Annotated in this window: 24 protein-coding genes; 7 read left to right on the plus strand and 17 right to left on the minus strand. The window is 64.1% G+C overall.

Annotated features, from left to right (window positions below):
• Window positions 1–5 precede the first annotated feature (5 nt).
• Window positions 6–2390 carry a transketolase-like TK C-terminal-containing protein gene (locus ACGYLI_RS12205; RefSeq protein WP_394419375.1) on the minus strand — a complete coding sequence of 795 codons (2385 nt, stop codon included), beginning with the start codon at window positions 2388–2390 and terminating at the stop codon, window positions 6–8.
• A 78-nt stretch (window positions 2391–2468) separates the two neighbouring features.
• Window positions 2469–3671: a methionine gamma-lyase gene (locus ACGYLI_RS12210; RefSeq protein WP_394419376.1), complete on the minus strand. Its 1203-nt coding sequence runs from the start codon at window positions 3669–3671 to the stop codon at window positions 2469–2471.
• Window positions 3672–3765: 94 nt separating this feature from the next.
• Between ACGYLI_RS12210 and ACGYLI_RS12215 the strand changes: the two genes are divergently transcribed.
• The 4 genes from ACGYLI_RS12215 to ACGYLI_RS12230 all read left to right on the plus strand — a co-directional run bounded on the left by ACGYLI_RS12215 (window position 3766) and on the right by ACGYLI_RS12230 (window position 7524).
• Window positions 3766–4245, plus strand: coding sequence for an Lrp/AsnC family transcriptional regulator (locus ACGYLI_RS12215; RefSeq protein WP_394419377.1), 480 nt, complete (start codon window positions 3766–3768; stop codon window positions 4243–4245).
• A 76-nt stretch (window positions 4246–4321) separates the two neighbouring features.
• Window positions 4322–5395 (plus strand): serine hydrolase domain-containing protein, encoded by a 1074-nt coding sequence (locus ACGYLI_RS12220; RefSeq protein ID WP_394419378.1) that lies wholly within the window; start codon window positions 4322–4324, stop codon window positions 5393–5395.
• 17 nt (window positions 5396–5412) lie between these two features.
• Window positions 5413–6549: an aminotransferase gene (locus ACGYLI_RS12225; RefSeq protein WP_394419379.1), complete on the plus strand. Its 1137-nt coding sequence runs from the start codon at window positions 5413–5415 to the stop codon at window positions 6547–6549.
• Window positions 6550–6561: 12 nt separating this feature from the next.
• Window positions 6562–7524 carry a pyridoxal-phosphate dependent enzyme gene (locus tag ACGYLI_RS12230; protein ID WP_394419380.1) on the plus strand — a complete coding sequence of 321 codons (963 nt, stop codon included), beginning with the start codon at window positions 6562–6564 and terminating at the stop codon, window positions 7522–7524.
• A gap of 21 nt (window positions 7525–7545) precedes the next feature.
• Here the strand turns inward: ACGYLI_RS12230 and ACGYLI_RS12235 are convergent, their stop codons facing one another.
• Complete coding sequence (locus ACGYLI_RS12235) at window positions 7546–8874, minus strand: DUF2793 domain-containing protein (RefSeq protein ID WP_394419381.1); 1329 nt, start codon at window positions 8872–8874, stop codon at window positions 7546–7548.
• A 244-nt stretch (window positions 8875–9118) separates the two neighbouring features.
• Here ACGYLI_RS12235 and ACGYLI_RS12240 point away from each other — a divergent pair, with 244 nt between their 5' ends.
• A complete protein-coding gene (locus ACGYLI_RS12240) occupies window positions 9119–10294 on the plus strand; it encodes a nucleotide sugar dehydrogenase (RefSeq protein ID WP_394419382.1) in 1176 nt (391 codons plus the stop codon).
• Between the two features lie 33 nt (window positions 10295–10327).
• Entirely contained in the window at window positions 10328–11356 is a 1029-nt protein-coding gene (locus ACGYLI_RS12245) for a P1 family peptidase (protein ID WP_394419383.1), read from the plus strand.
• On the opposite strand, the gene ureG is transcribed toward ACGYLI_RS12245, so the two are convergent.
• From ureG to ACGYLI_RS12295, 10 genes are all read right to left on the minus strand, one after another.
• Window positions 11353–11997, minus strand: a complete 645-nt coding sequence (ureG, locus tag ACGYLI_RS12250; protein ID WP_394419384.1) for an urease accessory protein UreG — start codon at window positions 11995–11997, stop codon at window positions 11353–11355. The genes ACGYLI_RS12245 and ureG overlap by 4 nt on opposite strands.
• The gene (locus ACGYLI_RS12255; RefSeq protein WP_394419494.1) at window positions 11994–12641 is read right to left on the minus strand and encodes an urease accessory protein UreF; all 648 of its coding nucleotides are present in this window, start codon (window positions 12639–12641) and stop codon (window positions 11994–11996) included. Before ACGYLI_RS12255 ends, ureG begins: the two co-directional genes overlap by 4 nt.
• Window positions 12634–13140, minus strand: a complete 507-nt coding sequence (ureE, locus tag ACGYLI_RS12260; protein ID WP_394419385.1) for an urease accessory protein UreE — start codon at window positions 13138–13140, stop codon at window positions 12634–12636. The genes ACGYLI_RS12255 and ureE overlap by 8 nt, the downstream gene beginning before the upstream one ends.
• Window positions 13141–13150: 10 nt before the next feature.
• Entirely contained in the window at window positions 13151–14875 is a 1725-nt protein-coding gene (gene ureC, locus ACGYLI_RS12265; RefSeq protein WP_394419386.1) for an urease subunit alpha, read from the minus strand.
• A complete protein-coding gene (locus tag ACGYLI_RS12270) occupies window positions 14875–15180 on the minus strand; it encodes an urease subunit beta (protein ID WP_394419387.1) in 306 nt (101 codons plus the stop codon). The genes ureC and ACGYLI_RS12270 overlap by 1 nt, the downstream gene beginning before the upstream one ends.
• Window positions 15177–15374 (minus strand): hypothetical protein, encoded by a 198-nt coding sequence (locus ACGYLI_RS12275; protein WP_394419388.1) that lies wholly within the window; start codon window positions 15372–15374, stop codon window positions 15177–15179. The genes ACGYLI_RS12270 and ACGYLI_RS12275 overlap by 4 nt, the downstream gene beginning before the upstream one ends.
• A 9-nt stretch (window positions 15375–15383) precedes the next feature.
• A complete protein-coding gene (locus ACGYLI_RS12280; protein ID WP_067263701.1) occupies window positions 15384–15686 on the minus strand; it encodes an urease subunit gamma in 303 nt (100 codons plus the stop codon).
• Window position 15687: 1 nt separating this feature from the next.
• Window positions 15688–16395, minus strand: coding sequence for an urease accessory protein UreD (locus tag ACGYLI_RS12285; protein WP_394419389.1), 708 nt, complete (start codon window positions 16393–16395; stop codon window positions 15688–15690).
• Window positions 16396–16735: 340 nt separating this feature from the next.
• A complete protein-coding gene (locus ACGYLI_RS12290; RefSeq protein ID WP_394419390.1) occupies window positions 16736–17716 on the minus strand; it encodes a zinc-binding dehydrogenase in 981 nt (326 codons plus the stop codon).
• Window positions 17717–17727: 11 nt separating this feature from the next.
• Window positions 17728–18339: a TetR/AcrR family transcriptional regulator gene (locus ACGYLI_RS12295; protein WP_209219259.1), complete on the minus strand. Its 612-nt coding sequence runs from the start codon at window positions 18337–18339 to the stop codon at window positions 17728–17730.
• A gap of 177 nt (window positions 18340–18516) precedes the next feature.
• On the opposite strand from ACGYLI_RS12295, the gene ACGYLI_RS12300 reads away from it, so the two are divergent.
• Window positions 18517–19263 (plus strand): SDR family oxidoreductase, encoded by a 747-nt coding sequence (locus ACGYLI_RS12300; RefSeq protein WP_394419391.1) that lies wholly within the window; start codon window positions 18517–18519, stop codon window positions 19261–19263.
• A gap of 4 nt (window positions 19264–19267) precedes the next feature.
• Here the strand turns inward: ACGYLI_RS12300 and ACGYLI_RS12305 are convergent, their stop codons facing one another.
• From ACGYLI_RS12305 to ACGYLI_RS12320, 4 genes are all read right to left on the minus strand, one after another.
• Window positions 19268–20716 (minus strand): FAD-binding oxidoreductase, encoded by a 1449-nt coding sequence (locus tag ACGYLI_RS12305; RefSeq protein ID WP_394419392.1) that lies wholly within the window; start codon window positions 20714–20716, stop codon window positions 19268–19270.
• Window positions 20717–20728: 12 nt separating this feature from the next.
• Window positions 20729–22435: a thiamine pyrophosphate-binding protein gene (locus ACGYLI_RS12310; RefSeq protein WP_394419395.1), complete on the minus strand. Its 1707-nt coding sequence runs from the start codon at window positions 22433–22435 to the stop codon at window positions 20729–20731.
• Window positions 22436–22466: 31 nt separating this feature from the next.
• Complete coding sequence (locus ACGYLI_RS12315) at window positions 22467–24341, minus strand: TRAP transporter permease (protein ID WP_394411421.1); 1875 nt, start codon at window positions 24339–24341, stop codon at window positions 22467–22469.
• Window positions 24342–24475: 134 nt separating this feature from the next.
• A complete protein-coding gene (locus tag ACGYLI_RS12320) occupies window positions 24476–25435 on the minus strand; it encodes a TAXI family TRAP transporter solute-binding subunit (RefSeq protein WP_394419397.1) in 960 nt (319 codons plus the stop codon).
• Window positions 25436–25454: the final 19 nt, after the last annotated feature.

A 25454-nucleotide genomic window follows, 5' to 3' on the forward strand; every position in this document is an offset into this window, starting at 1 on the left:
GAACCTTAACCTGCCACCCGGTGGAGCATCTGCCGCCCCGGGGTCAGACCCTGCACCTTTTCGACGATTGAACGCGCGTCGATGCCGAAATGCCGGTAGAGGTCCGCGATGGTGCCGGTCTGGCCGAAGTGCTCGACCCCAAGCGGCACCGTCTGATGCCCCACGACCGCGCCCAGCCAGGACAGCGTCGCCGGATGGCCGTCGATCACCGTCACCAGCTTGCAGTCGCGCGGCAGCTGACCTAACAGCGTTTCGATATGGCTCTGCGCCGCGTGATTGCCGCGCGCCCGGGCGCGCTGTGCCGCGGTCCAGCCGGCGTTCAGCCGGTCGGCGGAGGTCACCGCCAGCACGCCTACGTCGCGGCGGCCCTCGGCGATGCTGCCCGCGGCCTTGATCGCCTCGGGGGCCACGGCGCCTTGATAGGCGATCACCACGTCGCAGTTCGGCCCCGGCTTGCGCAGCCAATAGGCCCCGTCGATGGCACCTTGGCGGAAGTCCTCGTCGACGCGTTTGCCGGGCTGTTCGATGGGGTTGGTGGTGAGCCGCAGATAGACCGAGCCGCCGGTCTCGTCGCGCAGCCATGTGCGCTCGTCCGGGTCGCCCTCGCCGTCGCGTTGCAGGTAGTCGAAGGCCCACTGCATGATGACCGCCAACTCGTCGGCGAAGGCGGGCTCGAAGCTCGCCAGCCCGTCCTGGCTCATGCCGATGAGCGGCGTGCCGATGGATTGATGCGCCCCGCCTTCGGGCGCGAGCGTCACGCCCGAGGGGGTGCCCACGATCATGAAACGTGCATCCTGATAGCACGCGTAGTTCAGCGCGTCCAAGCCGCGGGCGACGAAGGGGTCGTAGACCGTGCCGATAGGAATGACCCGCTTGCCGAAGAGCGAATGCGACAGGCCCGCGGCGCCCAGAAGCAGGAAGAGGTTCATTTCGGCGATGCCCAACTCGATATGCTGGCCCTCGGGCGTGAATTCCCATTTCGCGGTGGAGGGGATCTTCTCGTTGACGAAAGTATCGGCCTGTTCGCTGCGCGCGAAGAGCTTGCGCCGGTTCACCCATGGCCCAAGGTTCGTGGTGCCGGTCACGTCCGGCGACATGGTCACGATGCGGGAGGCGAGATCACTGTCGCCCTTCGACAGATCGTCGAGGATCTTGCCGAAGGCCATCTGCGTGGAGATTTCGCGGTCGCTCGACAGTTCGATCTGCGGTACCGGCAGTGTCGTGTCATTGTAGCGGCGGCGGCCCTTGGCGAAGAAGGGCACGCGGTCGAGCGCCGCCTGCAACGCTTGCGGGTCCTCGACGGTGGCGAAAGGCTCCCATTCCTCCCCCTCGGCCACGCCCATGTGTTTCTGCCAGTCGGCCATCTGGGTCTTGGTCATCAGACCGCCGTGGTTGTCCTTGTGCCCCGCAATCGGTGTGCCCCACCCCTTGATGGTATAGGCGAGGAAGCAGACCGGGCGGTCGTGGTCGATGGCGTCGAAGGTCTCGGCCATCGTCTGCACGCAGTTGCCGCCGAGGTTCTCCATCAGCTCGGCCAGTTCGACATCCGAGCGCGCGTCGATCAGCGCCGTGACATCGCCCTGATCGCCAAGCGCCTCCATCAGTCGCTCGCGCCAGACCGCGCCGCCCTGATAGGTCAGCGCCGAGTAGAGCTGGTTGGGGCAATTGTCGATCCAGTCGCGCAGCTTGTCGCCGCCGGGCTCCTCGAACGCCGCACGCTGCAGGGCGCCGTATTTCACCTTGACCACGTCCCAGCCGAAGGCGTCGAAAATCTGCTCGATGCGTTTGAACAGCCCCTCGCGCACCACCCCGTCGAGCGACTGGCGGTTGTAGTCGATGATCCACCAAGTGTTGCGCAGGTCGTTCTTCCAGCCCTCCTGCAGGGCCTCGTAGATGTTGCCCTCGTCCAACTCGGCATCGCCCACCAAGGCGACCATGCGGCCCAGATCGACATCCGCGCCCCAGTCTTTCGCGGTGATGTAGTCCTGCACCAGCGAGCCGAAGGAGGTCACCGCCACGCCAAGCCCGACCGACCCGGTGGAGAAATCCACATCGTCCACGTCCTTGGTCCGGCTCGGGTAGCTCTGCACACCCTGAAACCCGCGGAAGTTCTCCATCTTCTCGCGGGTCTGGTTGCCCATCAGGTATTGCATCGCATGGAAGATCGGCGAGGCATGCGGCTTTACCGCCACCCGGTCCTCGGGCCGCAGGGCACTGAAGTAAAGCGCCGTCATGATCGACACCATGGAGGCCGAAGATGCCTGATGCCCGCCCACCTTGATCCCGTCCACCTTGGGCCGGATGTGGTTGGCGTTGTGGATCATCCAGTGCGACAGCCACAGCAGACGTTGTTCGATGGTCTTCAGCTGTTCAGGGGCGAGAGCGGTCATGGCAGGTCTTTCATTCTGAGGATCCCTCGGGCGGTGCCCTCCTCGACACCGCCCGCGACTGGTCCGGTTCGTGCCGGATCAGGCCGCTTGCATGTTATGCGCCCCAAGCGCGGCGTAAAGGTCATCAATGATGTCCTCCGCAGATTCCAGCCCGACCGAAAGCCGCACCAACCCCTCGGCGATGCCGTGTTCGGCGCGTTCCTCGGGGGAATAGGTGGAATGGGTCATGCTGGCGGGGTGCTGGATCAGGCTTTCCGCGTCGCCAAGGCTCACCGCGCGCTGAATGAGCTTCAGCCGGTTCATGAAGGCGATGCCGCCCGCCTTGCCGCCCTTGACCTCGAAGGGGATCATGCCGCCGAAGTTGCCCATCTGCCGGCGCGCAAGCTCGGCCTGCGGGAAGCTTTCCAGTCCCGGATACGCGACATGCAGCACCGCCGGGTGCTGCTCCAGCGCCTCGGCGACCTTGGCAGCGGTGGCACAGTGACGCTCCATGCGCAGTTCCAGCGTCTTGATCCCGCGCAAGAGCAGCATGGCGGTGAGCGGCGACATCACCGCGCCGGTCATGTCTTTCAGACCCACGAGCCGCACCTGCATCATGTCCTCGGCATTGCCCACCACGAGGCCCGCAACCACGTCGCCATGGCCGGAAAGGAACTTCGTCGCCGAATGCAGCACGATGTCGGCGCCATGTTCGATGGGGCGGGTGATGACCGGCGTGGCATAGGTGTTGTCGACAACCACCTTGGCGCCCACGCGATGCGCGATCTCGGAGATGGCGGCGATGTCCACCAGCCGGTTGTTCGGGTTCGCGGGAGTTTCGAAATAGACCACCTTGGTCTGGTCGCTGATCACCTCGGCGAGGTTTGCAGGCTCGGTCATGTCGACCAGCGTCACCTTGACGCCAAAGCGCGGCAGTCCGTGGGTCATGAAGGCGAAGGTGCAGCCATAAAGCGTTTTGTCGATGATGATCTCGTCGCCCGCCTGCAGGAAGGACCAGAGCGTCGAGGTGATCGCCCCCATGCCCGAAGCGGTGGCGAGGCCAGCCTCGGCGCCTTCGAGGTTGGCGATGCGCTTTTCCAGATGGTCCAGCGTGGGGTTGCTGATACGGGTGTAGAAATGCCCTGCACGCTCGCCTGCGAACATGTCGCCGCCCGCCTCCGCGGTCTCGAAGGTGAAGGTCGAGCTCATGTAGATCGGCGGGTTCAGCGCGCCCTGTTCGCTCTGTGCGTCATAGCCGTGGTGGATGGCGCGGGTGGCAAAGGATTTCTGGTTCTCGGTCATGGCTGGCCCCTGTCTGATTTTGCAGCATGATCCGATGGCGCAAGGGGCATTTGGTTGCTAATATATGCGCGAATTGCAGGAGATTTGGCATATCATGCTCCAAACGCCCCGATTGGACGCCACAGACCGCCGCATCATCCGCGCGCTGCAACGCAACGGCCGGATGACCAACCTCGATCTGGCGGAGGAGGTCGGCCTCTCGCCCTCGCCCTGCCTGCGCCGCTTGCGGGCGCTGGAGAAAAACGGCGCGATCCGGGGCTACAGCGTGGAGGTCGATGCCAAGGCCTACGGCCTGCCGGTCACGGTCATGGTGCGGGTGACGCTGGACGGGCACGACGAGGGCACGGTGAAACGCTTCGAGAACCAGATCAAGGCGATCCCCGAGGTGCTGGAATGTTTCGTGATGAGCGGGCTGTCGGACTACCTGCTGCGCGTCGTGGTGGGCGATCTCGAGGATTACGAACGCTTTGTGCGGGCGCGGCTGCATCCCATCGGCGGCATCGGCTCTATCGACACCAGTTTTGTCTACGGCGTGGTCAAACGCTCTCAAGTCTACCCCGATATCGGCGATTGAGCGGTCGGAGACATTTAACCGGTTTACAATTCCGCCCCCCTTGGGAAATGTTCGCCCGAAGCCCCGAGGAGCCCCCATGACATTCGCCGCCACCCCCGCCCTGCAAGCCGTCGTCGATCATGCGCAAGCGCATGAGACCGACTGGCCCCGCTCGATGTACCATGCCGATGGCGCCTATGTCGGCAACCGCGAGTGGAACGAAAGCGGCCCTTGGACCGAGATCGTGGGCCCCGTCAAACCGCGCGGCGGCCCTGCCGGTGTGATCCTGCATCGCGGCCAGCGCGTGGCCGACTGGGGCGATACGACACGGGCCGACATGACCTTCTCCATCGCCAAGAGCTACCTGTCGGTGCTGGCGGGGCTGGCGGTGAAAGACGGGCTGATCGCCGACCTCGACGCACCAGTGGGCGACAGCGTGCCGGGGCCGCATTTCTCGGGTGAGCAGAACGGGCGCATCACTTGGCGGCATATGCTGCAGATGAACAGCGAATGGCGCGGCGAGATTTTCGGCAAGGACGATCAGGTCGACCATTACCGCCAGATCGGCCCGGGGGCGGACAACAGCCGCAAGGGGCAGCTGCGCGCGGTCGGCGAACCGGGCAGCCACTATGAGTACAACGATGTGCGGGTCAACGCGCTGGCCTATGCGCTGATGATGCGTTTTGGCCAGCCCTTGCCCGACGTGCTGCGCGCGCGGGTCATGGACCCGATCGGTGCCTCACCCGACTGGCGGTGGGAGGGCTATTCGACCTCTTGGATCGAACTGAATGGGGAGCGCGTTCAATCGGTCACCGGCGGCGGGCACTGGGGTGGGGGCCTCTTCATCTCTGCCGAGGATCACGCAAAATTCGGCCAGTTCATCTGCCAGAACGGCGCGTGGAACGGCGAACAAATTCTGCCCGAGGACTGGATGCAGCGGTCCCTGACGCCCACGCCGACACTCGACAAATACGGCTTTCTGTGGTGGCTGAACCGCGGGGCCGAGGCCGATCCGAAACTGCCCGAGAGCGCCTTCAGCGCGCAGGGCGCGGGCGGCCATACGATCTGGATCGCACCCGAGCAGGAAATCGTCGCCGTCATGCGCTGGCTCGCCCCGACCGCCACGCCGCAATTCCTCCGCCGGCTCTTTGCCGCGCTGACTGAGAGCTGACACGAAAGGAAACCCCCATGCATATCAAGACCTTCGGCGTCGAAATGTGGATGAACGAATTCGAGAACCACTGCCGCTACAACCTCGCCGAAACCTGTGTAGACTCGATCACCCTAGGCGAGTTGATTGACATGGCTGGCGTCGACAATTCCGTGCTGGGCGAATTGCGCGAGATGCGCATGGGCTATGGCGCGATCGAAGGCTCGGACCGTCTGCGCGACGCGGTGGCGGGGCTCTACGAGAACCAGTCCCGCGAGAACGTGCTGACCACCCACGGCACCATCGGGGCCAATGCGCTGGTTCATCAGACGCTGGTCAGCCGCGGCGATCATGTCATCGCCATCGTGCCGACCTACCAGCAGCATTACTCGATCCCCGAAAGCATCGGTGCCGAGGTCGAACTGCTGCACCTGCGCGCTGAGAACGGCTTCCTGCCCGACCTCGACGAGCTGCGCGCGATGATGCGGCCCGACACGCGGATGATCGCCACCAACAACCCCAACAACCCGACCGGCGCGCTGATGGACCGCGCGATGCTGGCTGAGATTGCCGAGATCGCGCAGGGCAGCGGCGCATGGGTGCTCTGCGATGAGGTCTATCGCGGCACTGATCAGGTAGGGAACGGCTATACCGCCTCGATCTGTGATCTTTACGAGCGTGGCATCAGCACGGCGGGGATGTCCAAGGCCTATTCGCTGGCCGGGTTGCGCGTGGGGTGGGTCGCGGGGCCGAAGGCCCTGCTCGAAGACATCATGATCCACCGCGATTACAATACGATCTCTGTCGGGCGGATTGACGAGTATTTCGCGGCCCTCGCCCTCGAAAACCGCGCCCAAATTCTCGACCGCGCGCATCAGATCACCCGCGAGAACCTCGCGATCCTGTCGGATTGGGTCGAGGCCGAGCCGCTGATCTCATGGGTAAAGCCGCAAGCGGGCACCACGGCGCTGCTGAAATATGACCTGCCGCTGCCCTCCCGCGATTTCTGCACGCAGCTACTGGAGGAAGAGGGCGTCCTCTTCACCCCCGGCAGCGCCATGGACATGGAGGGCTGGCTGCGCATCGGTTTCGCCAATTCGACGGCGGACTTGCGCGACGGATTGGCGCGTGTCTCCGCTTTCCTCGCGCGTCACGGCGCGGCACAGTCAAGCTAGATGGAGCCCGTCATGCCGTCAGCCTCAGACCTGATCGCCCAAAGCGCCGCCCGTTCCTGCGTGGTTCATCGCAAAATCGCGGGCGCGGTTTGCCGCACTCCGGTGATCACCTCCCGCTTGCCAATGGCAGAGGGCTCGCGGCTGTTCTACAAGGCCGAGAACTTCCAACATACCGGGTCGTTCAAGCTGCGCGGCGCCAGCGCGAAACTGACCACCGTGCCGCTCGACCGGCCTGTCATCACCGCATCTTCCGGCAACCACGGCATCGCCTGTTCGCTTGCGGCCCAGACCACGGGGCATGAGTTGATCGTGGTGCTGCCCGAAACCGTCGTCGCCAAGAAACGCAAGATCATTGAAAGCTACGGCACTAGGGTCGTGATCCATGGGGCCGATGCCTCGCTTTCTGAGCTACACGCGCAGAGTTTGGCTGAGGCTGAGGGCTACACCTATATCTCACCCTACAACGATGCCGAGGTAATCGCGGGGCAGGGCACCGCCGCGCTGGAACTGCTCGACCAGATCGAAGGCATCGACAATGTCTTCGTCTCGATGGGCGGCGGTGGGCTGATCTCGGGCATGGGATCGGTAATCAAGGAATTTTCGCCGCGGACCCGCGTGATCGGTGTGAGTGCCGCGAATAGCTGCGCGCTGGCCGCGTCGATCAGAGCAGGCAAGATCGTCGAAACGGAACATCTCGACACGCTGGCCGATGGCGTGGCGGGCGGGGTCGATGCGGACTCGATGACCCTGCCGCTCGCAAGCGCGGTGATCGATGAGATCGTCCATTGCGACGAGGATCAGATCGCCGAAGCGTTAAAAGTGTTGGCTTGGGAAGAGAACATGCTGGTCGAAGGGGCCGCCGCTTTGGCGCTGGCGGCCTATCTGGCAGGGCCGCAGAACTACGCGGGTCAAACCTCTGTCGTTCTGCTATGCGGTGGCAATTATGAGGTCGAGCAGTTGCGCGGCATCATTTAACGGCCACCCGGCCATTTCCCCTCAGCGCATGTCGAACCGCAGGTCGACCCAACGGCCATCAGGAATGTCACGAGGCGCACCGCCGGCCCAGCCGTCCTGCCAGATCACCTCGCGGGTGCGGATATCGAGCGTGCCCGCATCATAGCTGCACGCGACATGAACCAGCCGATTGCCATTCGCATCCTGCGGCGCTTCGATCTGCCAGCCGCGGCTGGCGAGCGGCGGCACATTCGACAATCGGTAATGGCCAAGCCCGACCCGTTCGAACCCTGCACCCAAAGGCACCGCAGGCTCTTCACTGCCATCGCGGAACAGGCGCACGATCGGGCTGGCTTCCTTGATGAACCCATTGGCATCAACGGTCGTATTCGCGCCGGACCAAATGCGCTGCCACGCGCCCCATGCCCCCGTCGCCCGGACACGAAAGGCCAGACCCGGCGTGTCGATGCCCAGTGCGATCTGCCACAGATAGGCGCTCTGCCCGCCTAAGGTGCTATTGCCGCAGAGCAGGCCGAAGACACCATTCAGCGCCGGGAAAGGGTTGGCCCCGACAGTCGCCTGCGCATGGGCGCCGCCATGGCTTGAAAAACTGCCCGAAAGATCATGCGCGTCGAGATCGGTCACCAGCGGCCCCGCGTCCGCGCCGATGCCAAAATCCCCGACCCGCAGCAGCCGACCCACGGTCGCATCACCCACGTCCTGCGTCAGCGCCGCGCCTGAGGCGATGCCGCTCGCTGCGTCAAAGGCCAGCGCGGTGGTCCAACTGCTGCCATCGGCGCTGACCTTGATGGCGAAATCATCCTGCCCCGCCGTGCCCATCTCGGCACGGCCAGACCAATCGGTTTGGAACAGCAGGCTCGCGGTATCGGCGGCGCTGGCCTTGTTGAGCTTTAGCTGATGCCCCGCCCCTTCGTGGGTAAACAGGCTCGCCGGGGAGGAGACCGACAAGCGATTGCCACTGTCATGATCCGTATTAACCCCCAGCCCGGAGAGGTTCGCCAGATCGGGGGGCGAGACTTCGGTCCACGCCCCAGCCCCCCAACGGTGCAGAATCCCGGTCGATTTATCCAAGGCGACCCAGCCGTCTTGCGGGGCGGTGAACTGCCAGGTCTCTTCGACCCAGGCGGCCAGTTCACCGGGATGACCTGCCCAAGCCTCTGTCGGTGCATCACCAAGCGCATGAACCTCCCCCGCCTGCGGCAGGGCGGGCGGCGTGTTGGCCTCAAAGCCTTCGATCGCAAGCTGCACGAGAAGATCGAGCCGTTGCAGCGCTTCGTTATGGGTCACATGTTTTTGCGCCTGTGCGGGCATCAAATAGGGCAGGGATAGGCGCTCAGAGGTGTCGGGCATCGGGGCTCTCCGCGTTATGGGTCGCCTGAGACTGTGAGAAGGAAGTCTTGCCAGCCTGACAACCCACCGTTCGGGCCACGCGCAACAAGCGGCGGTTCTGCCACATCGCACGGCACGGGCGAAAGGTTCACGATGCGGCTTTCACTTTCGCCCAACCGCCCTAACTCCCTGTCAGGCGGTGCCTTTTCAAAACGAGAGCCGCAGTTTAACATCACGCCACGCCGCGCAAGAAAGGCCCACGCTTATGTCCAAGACCAAGATCGCCGTTGTCGGTATCGGCTACGTCGGGCTTTCGAATGCGGTGCTGCTGGCGCAGCACAATGAGGTAACAGCGGTCGATTTGAACGCAGAACGGGTGGCGCAAGTGAATGCCCGCCGCGCGCCAATCGTCGATCCTGAGATCGAGCGATATCTCGCAGGAAAGCCCCTCACCCTCCGGGCCACGACCGACGCGGAGGCGGCATATAGCGAGGCTGAATACGTGCTCATCGCCACGCCGACCAACTATGACCCACGCACCAATGTCTTCGACACCTCCAGTGTTGAGGCGGTGGTGCGGGACGTCTTGGCGGTCACGAGAACGGCCACCATCGTCATCAAATCCACCGTCCCAGTGGGCTATACCGCGGGCCTCTCCGCCGAGTTGAACAGCGACCAAGTCATCTTCAGCCCGGAATTCCTGCGCGAGGGCCGCGCGCTCTACGACAACCTCCACCCCTCGCGCATCGTCGTCGGCGAAGACAGCCCGCGCGCCCGGCGCTTTGCGGAATTGCTGGCCGAGGGGGCAATCGACGACGACATTCCCATGCTCTTTACCGGTGCGTCCGAGGCGGAGGCGGTCAAGCTCTTTGCCAATACCTTCCTTGCCATGCGGGTGGCCTATTTCAATGAGTTGGACAGCTATGCGCTGACCAATGGGCTGGACACGCGGCAGATCATTGACGGTGTCTGCCTCGACCCGCGCATCGGTGGGCATTACAACAACCCGTCGTTTGGTTATGGGGGCTATTGTTTGCCAAAGGATTCCAAACAGTTACTGGCCAATTACTCTGACGTGCCACAAAACCTGATCAACGCCGTGGTCGAGGCGAACCGCACCCGCAAGGATTTCGTCTCAGAGCAGATACTGGCGCTTGGCCCTCAGCGGGTGGGCATCTACCGGTTGGTGATGAAGGCCGGGTCGGACAATTTCCGGCAAAGCTCGGTCCAAGGCATCATGAAGCGGCTCAAGGCCAAGGGCATCGAGGTGATCGTTTATGAGCCCGTATTGCAAGAGGAGCGCTTCTTCGGCTCCGAAGTCACCCGCGATTTGGAAGCGTTCAAGACGCGCGCGGATGTGATCGTGGCCAACCGCAATCACCCCGATCTGGCGGATGTCCCCGACAAGGTCTTCACCCGCGATCTTTTCGGAGCGGATTGACGCACCAACGTAATCCAAACTCTTAAAGGCAAAATGCGCAATACGATCGACAGCAAGAACTGGTGGACCCTGCCCACGGGGCCACGAAATACCATCTGCGATGTCGCGGGGGTTCGTGTGGGCAGCCAAGACCTACGCGGGGAGGGGCTTTGCTCCGGGGTGACGGCGGTTCTGCCGCATGAAGGTGATCTCTTTCGCAATCCGGTGCCTGCGGGCGTCGCCGTGTTGAACGGTTTCGGCAAAAGCGCGGGCCTGATGCAACTGGCCGAACTGGGTCAGATCGAGACGCCGATCCTGCTCACCAACACCTTTGGCGTCGGCCCCTGTAGCACGGCGCTGATCCGGCGGGCGGTTGCAGAAAACCCTGAGATCGGGCGGGGCCTTTGCACGGTCAACCCGCTGGTTTTGGAATGCAACGACGGCACGGTGAACGACATTCAGGCGCTGGCGGTGACCGAGGATCACGCGCAGGCGGCGATGGCGGCTTGCGGGCCAGCGTTTGCGCAGGGCACGGTCGGGGCCGGCAGCGGGATGAAGACCTTCGGCTATGCTGGTGGTCTCGGCTCCGCTTCGCGGCGGGTCACCCTGCCGGGCGGCGCGGGGTTCGACCTTGGCGCGCTGGTGCTGTCGAACTTCGGCCAGCAAAGCGCGCTGCGGGTCTTTGGCCAACAGCTGTCGCCGCCGGGGCAGGGGGATGCGCCCGACAAGGGCTCGATCATCATCATACTGGCGACCGACGCGCCGATGGGCTCGCGGCAGTTGACCCGCATGGCCCGGCGCAGCGCCGCGGCCCTTGGCCGGTTGGGCAGCCACATCGGCCATCAAAGCGGCGACATCGCGCTGGCCTTTTCGACCGCCAACCGCATCACGCGCGGCGGGGCCGATACGCAGAGCGTCGAGCGGTTGAACGAAGACCGGATGGATGCCTTCTTTATCGCCGCGGTCGAAGCGGTTGAGGAGGCGATCCTCAACGCGCTTTGGCATGGGGTGCCGCACCGGGGCTATGATGGCAGCCTTCTGCCCGCCTTCCGCGACCGGATGGCCGAGGTCTATCGCGGTTAAGCCGCGCTCACCGGGTCCATGGGGGCGAGGTCGAGCCCCCCTACCTGCGCCAGATGCGCCAGCAGCGCGTCGATCCCCTCGCCGGATTTTAACGCGCAGAAGACCGTCGGCAGGTCCGGGCGCATACGCGCGCTGTCGCGTTGCATGACCTCGAGCGAGGCGCCGACATGAGGGGCGAGGTCGGTCTTGTTGATGACCAAAATGTCGGATTTGGTGATCGCCGGGCCGCCCTTGCGGGGGATCTCCTCCCCCGCCGCCACGTCGATCACATAGAGCGTCACATCCGCCAGTTCAGGGCTGAAGGTGGCCGACAGGTTGTCGCCGCCGCTTTCGATCAAGACCACTTCCACATCCGGGTGCCGCGAAACCATCTCCGCCACGGCAGCAAGGTTGATCGAGGCATCCTCGCGAATTGCCGTATGCGGGCAGCCGCCGGTCTCAACCCCGATGATCCGGTCTTGCGGCAGCACCTGCATGCGCATCAGCGCCTCGGCATCCTCTTGGGTGTAGATGTCATTGGTGATCACGCCGATCGACAGCCGATCACGCAGCGCGCGGCTGAGCGCGGCGGTCAGAGTGGTCTTGCCCGCGCCCACCGGGCCGCCGATGCCGACGCGCAAAGGGCCATTGTTGCGTTTCATGTGCGGAAAATCCTTGAATATTGGGTTTCGTGTTTCATCGCGGCGATGTCGCTGAGAAAGGCGGTGGAGGAGAGATCGTCGAGCGTGCCTTCCTCTGCCGCCGCGGCGACCTCAAGACAGAGTGGCGCAAGGTCGCGGATGACGATCTGCCCCTCGGTTTGCCCCAAGGGGATCAGGCGCATGCCCGCGGTGGCGAGGTTGGCGGTGAAGGCGTGCAAGAACATCTCAAGCGTTTGGCGCAGTGGCAGCCCTTGCAGCCGCGCGGCGCGTCCGACGGCCACGGGATAGCAAAGCGGCGGCATGTCGTGCTGCCAGATCGCGGCGCTGGCGCGGGCAAAGGCTTCGCCCTGTAGCACGGTCTCTTTCAACCGCTCGGCAGAGGCGGCAAAGGCGCGGGCCTGTGCGTCGATCTCCGATGGGTCATCCACGCGATAAGCCGCCGCAAGGAAAAGCGCATCCGTCTGTCCCGCCCCATGCCGCAACACGCCGCCCAGCCAGTCGGCCAAACTGTCTTGCCCCGTCACATCCCCGTTCTGCACCGCCCATTCCAGCCCATGGCTATAGGCGAAGGCCCCGACCGGGTAGGAGGGCGACAGCATCTGCACCAAGGTCAGAAGCGCGTCGGCCTGTAGGGTGTCAGCCATGCGCATGGTCATGCGGGTGGTCGTGATCGTGAACGGCGTGGTGAACATGGCCGTGGTCATGCCCATGGGTGCGCCCATGGCCATAGGCACCGCCTTCGGGGCGGAAGGGGCCGGTGATCTCTCGCGTGGTGGCACCGATCTGGCCGAGCATTTTGGCGATCACATGGTCGCGCTGAATCACCAGCCGGTCGGCGTCGATCTGGCAGGGGGTATGGCGATTGCCGATGTGCCACGCGATGCGGGGCAGGTCGGGGCCGGTCACCTCCAGCAGAGCTTCGTCGGCAGCCACCACTTCGATGAGACGCCCGTCGGCCAGCACGAAGGCATCGCCATGGTCGAGCGAGGTGGTCTGCGCCAGATCGACCAGAAACGCCAGCCCGTCCGCCGTGGTCAGCACCTTGCGGCGCAGAAAGCGCCCGTCATAGGTCAGCTCGACCCGGTCACTGGCATCGGACCACGCTCCGACGCGGCGCATCTCTTGGCAAAGGATTGGGGTCATCTCGGTCTCTTCAAAACAGGAAATAGCGCTGCGCCATCGGCAGCACGGAGGCAGGTTCACAGGTCAGCAATTCACCATCCGCGCGGACCTCATAGGTTTCGGGGTTCACCTCGACCTCGGGCAGCGCGTCGTTCAACTTCAGGTCGCGCTTGCCGATCTCGCGGGTGTTGCGCACGGCGAGAGTCTGTTTGGCGAGCCCAAGCTTGTCGCCAACGCCCGCCGCCTCCGCCGCTTCGCTGACAAAGACCACGGCGGAATTCTCGACCGCCCGGCCATAGGCGCCGAACATGGGCCGCGAATAGACCGGCTGCGGCGTGGGGATCGAGGCGTTGGGATCGCCCATCTGCGCGCAGACGATGCTGCCGCCGAGCAAGACCATCTCGGGCTTCACCCCGAAAAAGGCGGGGGTCCAGAGCACCAGATCGGCGCGCTTGCCCTCTTCGATGCTGCCGATATGGGTCGAGATGCCATGAGTGATGGCGGGGTTGATGGTGTATTTCGCGATGTAGCGGCGGACGCGGAAATTGTCGTTGTCGCCCGTCTCTTCGGGCAGCCGTCCGCGCTGCTTTTTCATCTTGTCAGCGGTCTGCCATGTGCGGATCAAGACCTCTCCGACCCGGCCCATGGCCTGACTGTCGGAGGCGATGATCGAAAAAGCCCCCATGTCATGCAGGATGTCTTCGGCGGCGATGGTCTCTCGCCGGATGCGGCTTTCGGCAAAGGCCACATCCTCGGGGATCGATTTGTCGAGGTGGTGACAGACCATGAGCATATCCAGATGCTCTTCCAACGTGTTGACCGTGAAGGGCCGCGTGGGGTTGGTCGAAGAGGGCAGCACATGCTCTTCGCCGCAGATCTTGATGATATCCGGCGCATGGCCCCCGCCCGCGCCTTCGGTGTGGAAGGCATGGATCGTGCGGCCTTTCATGGCTTTTACGGTATGTTCGACAAAGCCGCTTTCGTTCAGCGTGTCGGTGTGGATCATCACCTGCACGTCCATCGCATCGGCCACGCCAAGGCAGCAGTCGATGGCCGCCGGGGTGGTGCCCCAATCCTCATGCAGTTTCAGCGCGCAGGCGCCTGCGTTGATCTGCTCTTCCAGCGCGGCGGGTTGCGAGGCGTTGCCTTTCCCCGCGAAGGCAAGGTTCATCGGAAAGGCATCGGCGGCCTGCATCATGCGCCCGATATGCCAGCCGCCCGGCGTGCAGGTGGTGGCCAATGTGCCATGTGCGGGGCCAGTGCCGCCGCCGAGCATGGTGGTCAGCCCCGAATGCAGCGCGTCTTCGATCTGTTGCGGGCAGATGAAATGGATATGGCTGTCAAAGCCCCCGGCGGTAAGGATGCGCCCCTCGCCCGCGATCACCTCGGTCCCCGGCCCGATGATGATATCGACCCCCGGCTGCGTGTCGGGGTTGCCTGCCTTGCCAATCTTGGCAATGCGCCCGTCTTTCAGGCCGACATCGGCCTTGTAGATGCCGGTATGATCGACGATCAGCGCATTGGTGATGACCGTGTCCACGGCGCCGCCCGCGCGGGTGACCTGCGACTGGCCCATGCCGTCGCGGATCACCTTGCCGCCGCCGAATTTGACCTCTTCGCCGTAGGCCCGGCCCTCGCCGGTGGTCAGGTCACGCTCGACTTCGATAATAAGGTCCGTATCGGCCAGCCGCACCCGGTCGCCCACCGTGGGGCCGAACATGGCGGCATAGTCACCGCGTTTGATCTGTGCAGGCATCAGAGGTCTCCCATCACCGAGCTGTTAAAGCCAAAGACCCGCCGCGCCCCGCCGATCGGGATGAGCGCGACCTCGCGCCGTTGACCGGGCTCGAAACGCACCGCAGTCCCCGCCGCGATGTCGAGGCGCAAGCCCCGCGCGGCGGCGCGGTCGAACTCAAGCGCCGGGTTGCTCTCGGCAAAATGGTAGTGGCTGCCGACCTGCACCGGGCGGTCGCCGGTATTGGCGACCATCAGCGTGATCGCTTCGCTGTCGGCGTTAAGGGTCAACATGCCCTCCGCCGGAATGATCTCACCGGGGATCATGCTTTGGCAGTCTTCAGATGGCGCATGACGAGGATCACACCGGACACCGCAAAGGCCAGTCCCGCCACGGCATAGACCGCAAGCGATCCGTCGCTCTCTCCGCCATGGCTGTGAGGGAGCGGGGCGCTATGGGCAAAGGCCGCCATGGCAAGCGAGCTGAGCGGCAGGGCAAGAAGGGGGGCAAAACGCGGCATGAAATGTCCTTATCTGATGGGGTTGTGCACGGTGACCAGTTTGGTCCCGTCGGGGAAAGTGGCTTCGACCTGCACCTCGGGGATCATTTCGGCCACCCCCTCCATACAGTCGTCGCGGGTGATGACATGGGCACCAGCCTGCATCATATCGGCCACGCTGCGGCCATCCCGCGCGCCTTCCACGACGGTGTCGGTGATGAGGGCAATGGCCTCGGGGTGGTTCAGCTTGACCCCCCGCGCAAGGCGCTTGCGGGCGACCTCGGCAGCCATGGAGATCAGCAGTTTGTCTTTTTCTCGCGGGGTCAGTTGCACGTCAGGTCATCCATGATCGGGGAAGGGTGTCACCGCTCAACGCGCCCAAGATCGGGACGAGCGATTGGCGAAGGTCGAAACTATCTGCGGCGAGGATCCGGGCCACCAGCAGGTCAGGGCCGATCAGGCTGGCCCCGGCGCTGTCGGGCAATTGGGCGCGGAGCCGGGGCAGCCGCGCTTCGGCATCGGGGGCCACATAGATCAGCGTGGCAAGGGCACCCGCGCCCGCCGCGATATGAGGGGCCGCCAGATGGGCGGTGACATCGCCGCTGAGCGTCATCGCGTCGTGAAAAAGCGGCTGGCCCGCGCGGTTGACCTCGATCCGGTCGCAGAAATACGCATGACGCAGGGTTTCGCCCATAGCGGCGCGGCCAAAGACCAGCGGCTCCACCAGCAGGAGAGAGGCGTCTTGCGCCAGATCGACGGTCAGATGCCGCCGCAGGGCGCATCCGTCGTAGAGAATGGTCTCTTGCGGCAGCCAATGCAGCGTCGCGCCGGAGTCGACGGTAAGGGTGTTGCGCAGCGCAGCCACTTGCCCCGGTTGCGCGCGATAGGCGCGTTCGGCGGCCTGCGTGGTGAGGCTGAGCGCCGCTTGCGCCTCGGCGCGGGCGGTCAGGGCAAAACTATCGCCGCCGGTGATGCCGCCTGCGGAATTGATGACGATCGCTTGCAACAGCGCGGGGTCGGGGCGGGGGAAGAGCAGTTTCATTGCGCCGGACTGGCGCAATTCGCCGATTGTCGACCCGCCCCGCGCAGCCTTGGCCGAGACCATCGCAGCACCAATAGCGCGCGGCTGTACCGGTGTCGCTTGGGGGCTGTTTATGCTGCTGTCGATGAGAATGAGGAACGCTCCGCCCGGTAAAGTCTGATGATTTTTTAATCACCATAGAGACGGGGGAGAGTCATCGCCGAGGCGGTTCGGAGCCGCCTGCGCGGCGGGTTTGCTTGAAAAATGGGCGACAAATCGCGGTGCTGTCCGAAACTTGGGCAATCCGCGCATGGGGCGGCGGCCCCGGGGAGGGAGGGCCGCCGCTGTCGTCAAATCCCGATCACGGGCGCAGCATGACCTTGCCGCCACGGCCCGTGGTCAGCGCGGCTTTCATCGCCTCGGTCACCTCGGCCAGCGGGTAGATGCCGCCGGTGTCGAGTGGCAGTTGGCCCTTCGCGGCCAGTTGCACCAATTCGCCAATCAGGCGGCCCCGCGTCTCAGCCGCCATCTCGCCGCTGACGCGCGAGCCCCAGAAGCCTTTGACGGTGATGTGCTTCATGATCAATTCGCCCGAAGACATGGAGAGCGGCTGGCCCGTCGCCGTGCCGAAGACGATCAACTCACCGTCCTTGCCAAGCAGTTCGACCAGTTGGCCGCCCAACTCGCCACCGACGGAATCGATGGCCGAGACCGCGCCCTCTTTGCCGATCAACTCACGCGCTTTGCTCTGCCAATCCGCATCTTCGGTGGAGAGGACATGTTCCGCGCCGGTGTCGCGCATCTCTTCGGCGGCGCCTTCGCGGCGGACGAGGTTCAGCAGGTTGACGCCGCGCGCCTTGGCCAGACCGACCATGATCTTGCCGACCGCGCCATTGGCGGCGGTTTGGATCAGCCAATCGCCTTCGCCGACTTTCAGGCTTTCGAGCAGAGACAAAGCGCTGAAGGGCATGGCGATCAACTGCGCACCCGCTTCGTCCGAGATCGCCTCGGGCAGGGGCAGCAGGCCCGCGGCGGGGGCGGTGAAATACTCGGCCCAAGCGCCGTGGAACCCGGCAGCTGTGACGCGTTTGCCGATCAGCGCCTCATCAACGCCTTCGCCCACGGCCTCTACGATGCCAAGCGCTTCGGAGCCGCCGATGGCGCCGGGCAGTTCGGGCTTGTAGCCATAGTTGCCGCGCACGGTCCAAAGGTCGTGGTTGTGGATGGGCGAGAGCACCATGCGCAGCAGCGCTTCGCCTGCGGCGGGCGCGGGCTTGTCGGTTTCGCGGGTGGTCAGAACCTCGGCGGGCTCGCCGAATGTGTCGTGGATGGCAGCGAACATGCTGTTTCCTTTCAGGTTGGGAATTGGCCCCCAGTGGGGGAGAGTTGGGCAGAGGTTTCAGCGCGCGCCATGCGCAGGGGCGCATCGCTGCGCGCCAGTTTGGCCAGCACCGCAGCGCCGAGCCATTTCGCATAGAGCATGCGGGCTGTGGTCTCGGGGTCTTCGAGCACCCGAACGGTCCCATCCTCTGCGCCTTGGCGCAGCAATTGGGCAATCCGGGCGACCAGAGCATCGACACCCTGATCCAGCGTTTCGCGCATCGTCTCCGACAGGTCGGCGACTTCGGATCCGAGTTTCACCACCAAACAAGCGCTGGCGATCCCCGGGGCGCTGGATTGGCTGAGCCATGCATCCCAGAAACTGTCGAGCTTGTCGCCCGCGGTTCCCGGAGCCGCGATCAGCGCATCGACACGGTCGAGATAGGCCTCGACGTAATCGGCCAGCATCGCGGTGCCAAAAGCCTCTTTCGACGCGAAGTAATAGTAGAAAGAGCCCTTGGGCACGCCGCTTTCGCTTAGAATGCGCGACAGGCCAACGCCAGAGAACCCGTGCCGCAGCACGAGGCTGCGCCCTATGTCCAAAATGCGTTGCCGCGTCTGATCTGATTTCTTTGCCTCTGTCATACCGGGGCATCTAAGGAATAATAGACCGGTCGTCTAGTGCGCTCGCGCGAATGTGAGACAGCCAAGTTGAACGAGGCGCCAAACCAGAAAATATCGAAAAAACCTATTCTTGCGCGATCATATATATTAGATTCCACACAACTGCCCGGAGGGCGATGACAGGGATGGAATGAGAAGATGGATCAAAAGATTGCTCTGATAACAGGGGCCGGAAGCGGGGTGGGCCTTGCCTGTGCGCAGCGTTTGGCGAAGGACGGTTTCACCCTCGTGCTGACGGGGCGGCAGCAGGATAAGCTCGACGCAGCCTGCGCGAGGCTCGACGGGCAGGGGCATATCGCCGTGGCCGCCGATGTGGGCGTCGAGGCGGAGGTCGACGCGCTTTTCGAGCGGGTGGAGACGACCTTTGGGCGGCTGGATCTGCTGTTCAACAATGCCGGGCGCAATGGCTCGGCGGTCGAGGTGGACGCGCTCAGCGTGGCGGAGTGGAACGACATCGTCGCGACCAATCTGACCGGGTCATTCCTCTGCGCCCGCGCGGCTTTTGCCCTGATGAAACGGCAGAGCCCCAAGGGCGGGCGGATCATCAACAACGGCTCGATCAGCGCCCATGTGCCGCGCCCGCTGTCGGTGCCCTATACGGCGACGAAACACGCGATCACCGGGTTGACCCGCGCGCTGTCGCTCGACGGGCGGGCGCATGACATCGCCTGCGGGCAGATCGACATCGGCAATGCGGCGAGTGAGATGACCGAGCGGATGGCGGATGGCATTCTGCAACCCAACGGCAGCCGCATGTCCGAGCCGCGCATGGATGTGAACGATGTGGCCGAGACGCTGTCTTACATGGCGAAGCTGTCGCTCGACTCCAACGCCATGTTCGTCACCGTGATGGCCACCAAAATGCCCTTCGCGGGGCGCGGTTAAGCAGTCAAAGCACCTTGCCCGGGTTCATCAAATGGCCCGGGTCGAGGGTGGCCTTGATCTGCGCCATCAACTCCAGCGCGACCGGATCCTTGTACCGGCGCAGCTCGGCGCGCTTGAAGGTGCCGATGCCATGTTCCGCCGAGAAAGAGCCGCCCATCTGGTGCACGATATCATGCACGATCCGGTTGAAGGCCCCGTATTCGGCAAGGAACGCCGCATCCGCCATATCCACCGGGCGCGAGAGATTGAAATGCAGGTTGCCGTCGCCGAAATGGCCAAAGGGGCAGGGGCGCAGGCCGGGCATGTGATCCATACAGGCTTGGGTCGCCTCGCGGATGAAATCGGCCACGCGGGACACCGGGACCGAAACGTCATGTTTGATCGACGCGCCTTCGGGTTTCTGCGCCTCTGACAGGTTTTCGCGCAGCGCCCAAAGCGCGTCTTTCTGCGCCTCCGAGGCGCCGATCACGGCGTCGATGATTTCCTCCGCCTCGAAAGCCGCTTCCAATGCGGCTTCCAGCCGGGCGTCGAGGTCTGTCTGCCCGCCATTGCCGGTAAGTTCGATCAGGCAATAGGCGGGATGCGCCTCGGCCATCGGATCGCTACAGCCGGGCGCGTGGTCGATCACCATTTGCAGCCCCAGCCGGTCGATATACTCGAATGTCGAAAGCGTGTCGGCAGTCTGGCCGCGCATCCGCGCATAGAGCGCGAGCGCCGGATCGGGGCCGGTGCAGGCCACCAGCGCGGTGGCCCGGGCGGTGGGTTTGGGAAAGAGTTTGATCACCGCCGCCGTGATGATGCCAAGCGTGCCTTCGGCCCCGATGAACAGGTGTTTGAGGTCAAAGCCGGTGTTGTTTTTCCGCAGGCCGTTCAGGTCATTCAGCACCCGGCCATCTGGCAGCACCGCTTCGATCCCCAGCACGAGGTCGCGGGTATTGCCATAGCGCAGCACCGCCGTCCCGCCTGCGTTGGTCGAAAGATTACCGCCGATCTGGCAGGAACCTTCGGAGGCAAGCGAGAGCGGGAAGAGCGCGTCGACCTCATCCGCCGCCGCTTGGATATTGGCGAGGATGCAACCCGCCTCGACCGTCATTGTGGCATTGGTCGGGTCAACCGTGCGGATACGGTTCAGCCGGTCGGTCGTGAGGATAATGCCGCCATCCGGCACACCGCCCCCCGCAAGGCCGGTGTTGCCGCCCTGCGGTGTGACCGGCACCTGCGCTGCGTGGCACAGACGCATGCAGGCGGCGACTTCTTCGGTTGAGCCGGGGCGGATCAGCGCCAGCGCCGTGCCGCGCCGCAGCCCGCGGTCTTCGATCAGCCGCGCGTCGAAATCCTTGGCGTCGGTCACCACATGGGCAGGGCCGATGGCATCGCGCAGCGCGTCGAGCAAGGCGGCGTGGTCTTGCGCGTCCGTATCATCTGCGCGGCGCGGCGCGGTCAGGGTCGTCATCTGGGTCATCCTTCAGCGCTGGTCGGCGTCGACTTTTTTCTGAGCCGCGGCGCGCAGTTTGCTGATCGTGGTGCGGGTCGAGATCTGCTCGGGGTCGGTCACCAGTTCGATCAGCGCCGGACGGCCACTCCCGCGGGCGCGGGTGAAGGCGGCGGCGAAATCCTCGGTTTTGGTCACCCGCTCGGCGTGGGCGCCCAGACCTTCGGCCATCTTCACGAAGTCTTGGTTCTGCAAGGTGGTGCCCGAGATCCGTTCGGGGTGGTCGCGTTCTTGGTGCATGCGGATGGTGCCGTAGATGCCGTTGTTGAACAGCAGCACGATGGGCCGCCCGCCATATTGCGCGGCGGTGGCGAGTTCGTTGCCGCTCATCATAAAGCCGCCATCGCCGACGAAGGAGAGCGTCAGCCGCTTGGGGTCTGCAATCGACGCGGCCACGGCGGCAGGCACGGAATAGCCCATCGCGCCACAGGTGGAGCCGACGATCCGGCCCGGACGGCCAAAGCGCAGGAACCGCTGCGCCCAGCCAGTATGGTTGCCCGCGTCGAGCGTGACCACCACGTCGTCGGGCAGCTCATCGCGCAGTTGAGCAAGGGCCACCCCCATGTCGAGGTCCCATTCCCCGCCATTGGGCGCTTCGGTATCGGTGAGGTAATCGGCATGCAGCTTGTCGCACCAATCACCCCATGCCTCTGCCCGGCCCAGATCGACGCCGTCCAAGGCAGCGGCCACAGCGACGGGCGCCGCGGCGATGCCCAAATCCGGCGAATAGACGCGGCCGATCTCATCCGCTTCGGGGTAGAGATGCACCAGACGGGTCTCGGGGTTGGGCGATTGCATGGTGGTGTAGGTCTTGGTCGTCATCTCGCCCAAACGCGCGCCGATCACGATGAGCAAATCCGCCTCGCGTTGATGCGCGTAGAGGCTGGGCGCGGTGGAGGTGCCGAAATCGCCTGCATAGACCGGCGAGAGGTTGTTGACGATGTCCTGCCGCCGGAAAGAGGTGGTGACGGGGATCTTGTTGGCCTCGGCAAAGCGGGTGATGGCCGCCGCACTCTTATCCGACCAGCCAGAGCCGCCGAGCAGCAGCAGGGGCCGTTCGGCCTGCGCGATCTCGGTCTTGAGCATATCGAGGCTATCTGGCGATAGCCCCGCATGGGTGGCCGTATAGGGCCGGGCATCGGCCACGGAAACCACCTCGGTCAGCATGTCTTCGGGCAGGGAGATCACCACCGGGCCGGGGCGCCCCGAGGTTGCCACGCGGAAGGCGCGGGCCATATATTCCGGCACGCGTGCCGGGTCGTCGATCTGGGTGGCCCATTTGGCGATGGGGCCGAACATGGCGCGGTAGTCGACTTCCTGAAAGGCTTCGCGGTCGGTGGTGTCGCGGGCGATCTGGCCCACGAGCAGGATCATCGGCGTGCTGTCTTGCTGCGCGATATGCACCCCGATGGCCGCGTGGCAGGCACCGGGGCCGCGGGTGACCATGCAGATGCCGGGCTTGCCGGTGAGCTTGCCATAGGTCTCGGCCATATTCGCGGCCCCGGCTTCGTGCCGCGCGTTGATCAGGTTGAAACGGTCCTGCACGTCATGCAGCGCATCCAGCACCTCAAGGTAGCTTTCGCCGGGCACGCAATAGGCGGTGTCGGCACCGTGGATCAGCAGTTGATCCACAAGGACCTGTCCGCCGGTCCGCGCCTTGAGGGAAGTTTTTTGCAGCATGGAGAAGGCTCCGTTTCGTTCGTTCAAAGAGTTAAGTATGTGTGGCCGCTTGGCTCTCGGGGCTGGGGTTCCTGGCCTTTTGGAAGGCCAGGATCACGCCCGCGATGACCAGCCCCGAAGCGGTGAGCCGCAGATCGGGATAGATCAGCAAGAGCGACGCCCCGAACAGCACCACCGACAGCGGGTTGGACAGTCTACCGAAGTAGTAGCGCTGCAAGGCGGCGGCCAGCAAGATCACCCCGGTGGTTGCTTGCAACAGAACCAGCGTGATCTGCGTGACGGAGCCCTGCATCAGGATCGCCGGTTCATAGACGAACATGAAGGGCACGATAAAGCCGGTGGCGCCGAGTTTCACCGCAGCCCAGCTCGCCTCGACGATCTTGGCGTGCGATAGGGTGTTGGCCGCATAGACCGCCATGGCGACGGGGGGTGTGATGGCCGACAGGATCGCGAAGTAGAACACGAAGAGATGCGCCGCTTCGACCTGCACGCCCAGTTTCACCAGTGCCGGCACCAGCAGGGCGACCTGCACGATATAGGCCGGAGTGGTCGGCATCCCCATGCCAAGGATGATGCCCGCAATCATCGACAGGAAGAGCGCGATGACCAGCGTGTCTTGGGCCGCTTCGATCACGAAGTTCGAGAAGGTCAGGCCAAGGCCGGTGATGTCGATCACGCCGACGACGATGCCCGCACAGGCACAGGCCGCGGCAATCGCCAGCACGTTACGCGCGCCACCTTCTAGTGCTTCGAGGATGTTGTCGACGGTGACGTAGTGCCGTGTCGTCTTGCGCAGCGCCGCGACGGGCACGACCGAGACGATACCGCAAAGCGCCGCATAGGGGGCCGAATAGCCCAGCATCAGCACGCCCACGATGATCGCCAGCGGCAAGAACAGATGGCCCCGCTCGACAAGAACGGTTTTCAGCGGCACTTGATCCTCTTTCGGGACCGAACCGATGCCCTTGCGCTTGGCCTCGAAATGGACCGCGGCGAAAAGGGCCACATAGAACAGGATCGCGGGCGCCAGCGCGTATTTCGCAACCGTGAGGTATCCCACGCCGAGGTATTCGGCCATGACAAAGGCCGCAGCCCCCATGACGGGCGGCATGATCTGCCCCCCGGTCGAGGCCACGGCTTCGACTGCGCCGGAGAAGGCGGGTTTAAACCCCATGCGTTTCATCAGCGGGATAGAGAAGGTGCCGGTCGTCATCACATTGGCCACGGCAGAGCCGGACACCGACCCGAAGAGGCCCGAGGTCACACAGGCCACCTTGGCCGGACCGCCGACCTGACGCCCGGTAAGCGCCACCGCGAAATCCATGAAGAGCTGGCCCACGCCCATCCGCTCGACCAAGGAACCGAAGAGGATGAAAAGCACCATATAGGTCGCGGAAACCGCGATCGGGATGCCGAAGATGCCTTCGGGCGTCATGAACAACTGTTCAAGGATCACCGAGGGCAGGGTCGAGGTGAAGGCGAGGCCGTAGCCGAGAAACAGCAGCGCCGTGATCGGCAGCATCGGCCCCAGCATCCGGCGCGTGGCCTCAAGCAACAGGACGACCAGCGTGATCCCCACCACGATGTCCATCGGCATCAGCGGGTCGACATAGAGGAAGCGTTGCGTGATGTAATTGAGGTTGAAGGACGGATAGAGCGCCGCGCCCAAGGCGACCAACCCGAGCACCACGTCATACCAGCGCGGCACATCATTGCGCAGCCCCTTGCGGTTGACGGTCAGGAAGATCAGCAAAAGCGCCAAAGCGACGTGCACGCCGCGCATGATATAGGGGTTGGGCGGGCCGACGAAGGCGACGTAGAGATGCCACACAGCCATGCCGACCAGGATCAGCCTTGCTATGCGGGTAATCAGGGGCATCTTATCCAGAAGGATCGACAGTTGCATGGGGGTTCTCGCGTCTAGAGTGGAAGGCAGCCCTCGCGCGGCGGCGCGGGTGATGCGCGGGCGGCGGGGCCTATGGGGATGTGGGCCGGGCGGAGCGCAGGGCTCCGGCCGACCCGTTTCTCGTCAGGGGTGGATTACATCCCCGAGACGCCACGCTCTGCGTAGAACTCTTTCGCGGCGGGGTGGAAGGGCACGCCGATGTCGGTGGCCATTTCCTCAACCGTCAGGTTCGCCATAGATTTGCTGATTGCGGCGAAGCTGTCGTTGTTGTCGGCAATCGCGGCGAGCACGGATTTGACGATCTCACCGTCATAGTCGCAGGGCGCGACCATATGGGTGTCATAGCTGATCGCGTGCACGGTTTCATCGAAACCGGGGTAGGCGCCCGCCTTGACTTCGCGGCGCTGGAAGGCGGCGTTTTTGTCTTTGAAGTGGGCAAAGGTCTCTTCATCCACGTCGATCAGGCGGATTTTGCGCGAGGAGGCCAGATCCATGACCGAGCCGGTTGGCAGGGACGACCCCAGTGTGAAGAAATCGGCCTGACCGTCTTTCATCTGCGAAGCAGAGTCGGAATAGGACGTGTTGGCGACGCTGTCGAGGTCGTCAAAGGTCATGTCCGCAGTCGACAAAAGCTCGCGCGTCAGGAATTCGCCAGTGTTGCCAAGCTGCTGTGTGGTCAGGCGTTTGCCCTTCATGTCGGCAATGGTCTTGATGCCGGAATCTTCAAGCGCGACGATCTGGAAATACTGCGGATAAAGAATGCCAAGGTTACAGACATTGGTCGTGGCCTTGCGGAACGGCTTTTTGCCCGAAAGGCTGTCCACGGTCGAGATCGAGTTGGCGAAGGCGATGCCGAAGCGGCCCGCATCCACGCCGACCACATTCGACACGCCCGCGCCCGGCGTGACAGTAATGTCCATATCGGGGTTCTCACGCTCCACAATCGCCTTGATCGCGCCGCCCACGGGATACCACGACCCGCCCTGCTGGCCGGTCGCCATGACAAAGCTCTGCGCATGGGCGGCGGCGCCTGCGACGGCGAAAAGGATGGTGGCCGCTGTGGTGCGGCGGATCGATTTGAAGAACGGTGACATAGAAACTCCTCCCGAGTTT

Origin of the sequence: Sulfitobacter sp. 1A13421 (assembly GCF_043557285.1) — a bacterium.
In the GTDB taxonomy this organism is placed as follows: domain Bacteria; phylum Pseudomonadota; class Alphaproteobacteria; order Rhodobacterales; family Rhodobacteraceae; genus Sulfitobacter; species Sulfitobacter faviae.

Excerpts from the sequence above, each read along its gene's own strand:
- ACGYLI_RS12205 (WP_394419375.1), bottom strand. The coding sequence starts at position 2,390 with ATGACCGCTCTCGCCCCTGAACAGCTGAAGACCATCGAACAACGTCTG.
- ACGYLI_RS12210 (WP_394419376.1), bottom strand. The coding sequence starts at position 3,671 with ATGACCGAGAACCAGAAATCCTTTGCCACCCGCGCCATCCACCACGGC.
- ACGYLI_RS12215 (WP_394419377.1), top strand. The coding sequence starts at position 3,766 with ATGCTCCAAACGCCCCGATTGGACGCCACAGACCGCCGCATCATCCGC.
- ACGYLI_RS12220 (WP_394419378.1), top strand. The coding sequence starts at position 4,322 with ATGACATTCGCCGCCACCCCCGCCCTGCAAGCCGTCGTCGATCATGCG.
- ACGYLI_RS12225 (WP_394419379.1), top strand. The coding sequence starts at position 5,413 with ATGCATATCAAGACCTTCGGCGTCGAAATGTGGATGAACGAATTCGAG.
- ACGYLI_RS12230 (WP_394419380.1), top strand. The coding sequence starts at position 6,562 with ATGCCGTCAGCCTCAGACCTGATCGCCCAAAGCGCCGCCCGTTCCTGC.
- ACGYLI_RS12235 (WP_394419381.1), bottom strand. The coding sequence starts at position 8,874 with ATGCCCGACACCTCTGAGCGCCTATCCCTGCCCTATTTGATGCCCGCA.
- ACGYLI_RS12240 (WP_394419382.1), top strand. The coding sequence starts at position 9,119 with ATGTCCAAGACCAAGATCGCCGTTGTCGGTATCGGCTACGTCGGGCTT.
- ACGYLI_RS12245 (WP_394419383.1), top strand. The coding sequence starts at position 10,328 with ATGCGCAATACGATCGACAGCAAGAACTGGTGGACCCTGCCCACGGGG.
- ureG (WP_394419384.1), bottom strand. The coding sequence starts at position 11,997 with ATGAAACGCAACAATGGCCCTTTGCGCGTCGGCATCGGCGGCCCGGTG.
- ACGYLI_RS12255 (WP_394419494.1), bottom strand. The coding sequence starts at position 12,641 with ATGGCTGACACCCTACAGGCCGACGCGCTTCTGACCTTGGTGCAGATG.
- ureE (WP_394419385.1), bottom strand. The coding sequence starts at position 13,140 with ATGACCCCAATCCTTTGCCAAGAGATGCGCCGCGTCGGAGCGTGGTCC.
- ureC (WP_394419386.1), bottom strand. The coding sequence starts at position 14,875 with ATGCCTGCACAGATCAAACGCGGTGACTATGCCGCCATGTTCGGCCCC.
- ACGYLI_RS12270 (WP_394419387.1), bottom strand. The coding sequence starts at position 15,180 with ATGATCCCCGGTGAGATCATTCCGGCGGAGGGCATGTTGACCCTTAAC.
- ACGYLI_RS12275 (WP_394419388.1), bottom strand. The coding sequence starts at position 15,374 with ATGCCGCGTTTTGCCCCCCTTCTTGCCCTGCCGCTCAGCTCGCTTGCC.
- ACGYLI_RS12285 (WP_394419389.1), bottom strand. The coding sequence starts at position 16,395 with ATGAAACTGCTCTTCCCCCGCCCCGACCCCGCGCTGTTGCAAGCGATC.
- ACGYLI_RS12290 (WP_394419390.1), bottom strand. The coding sequence starts at position 17,716 with ATGTTCGCTGCCATCCACGACACATTCGGCGAGCCCGCCGAGGTTCTG.
- ACGYLI_RS12295 (WP_209219259.1), bottom strand. The coding sequence starts at position 18,339 with ATGACAGAGGCAAAGAAATCAGATCAGACGCGGCAACGCATTTTGGAC.
- ACGYLI_RS12300 (WP_394419391.1), top strand. The coding sequence starts at position 18,517 with ATGGATCAAAAGATTGCTCTGATAACAGGGGCCGGAAGCGGGGTGGGC.
- ACGYLI_RS12305 (WP_394419392.1), bottom strand. The coding sequence starts at position 20,716 with ATGACGACCCTGACCGCGCCGCGCCGCGCAGATGATACGGACGCGCAA.
- ACGYLI_RS12310 (WP_394419395.1), bottom strand. The coding sequence starts at position 22,435 with ATGCTGCAAAAAACTTCCCTCAAGGCGCGGACCGGCGGACAGGTCCTT.
- ACGYLI_RS12315 (WP_394411421.1), bottom strand. The coding sequence starts at position 24,341 with ATGCAACTGTCGATCCTTCTGGATAAGATGCCCCTGATTACCCGCATA.
- ACGYLI_RS12320 (WP_394419397.1), bottom strand. The coding sequence starts at position 25,435 with ATGTCACCGTTCTTCAAATCGATCCGCCGCACCACAGCGGCCACCATC.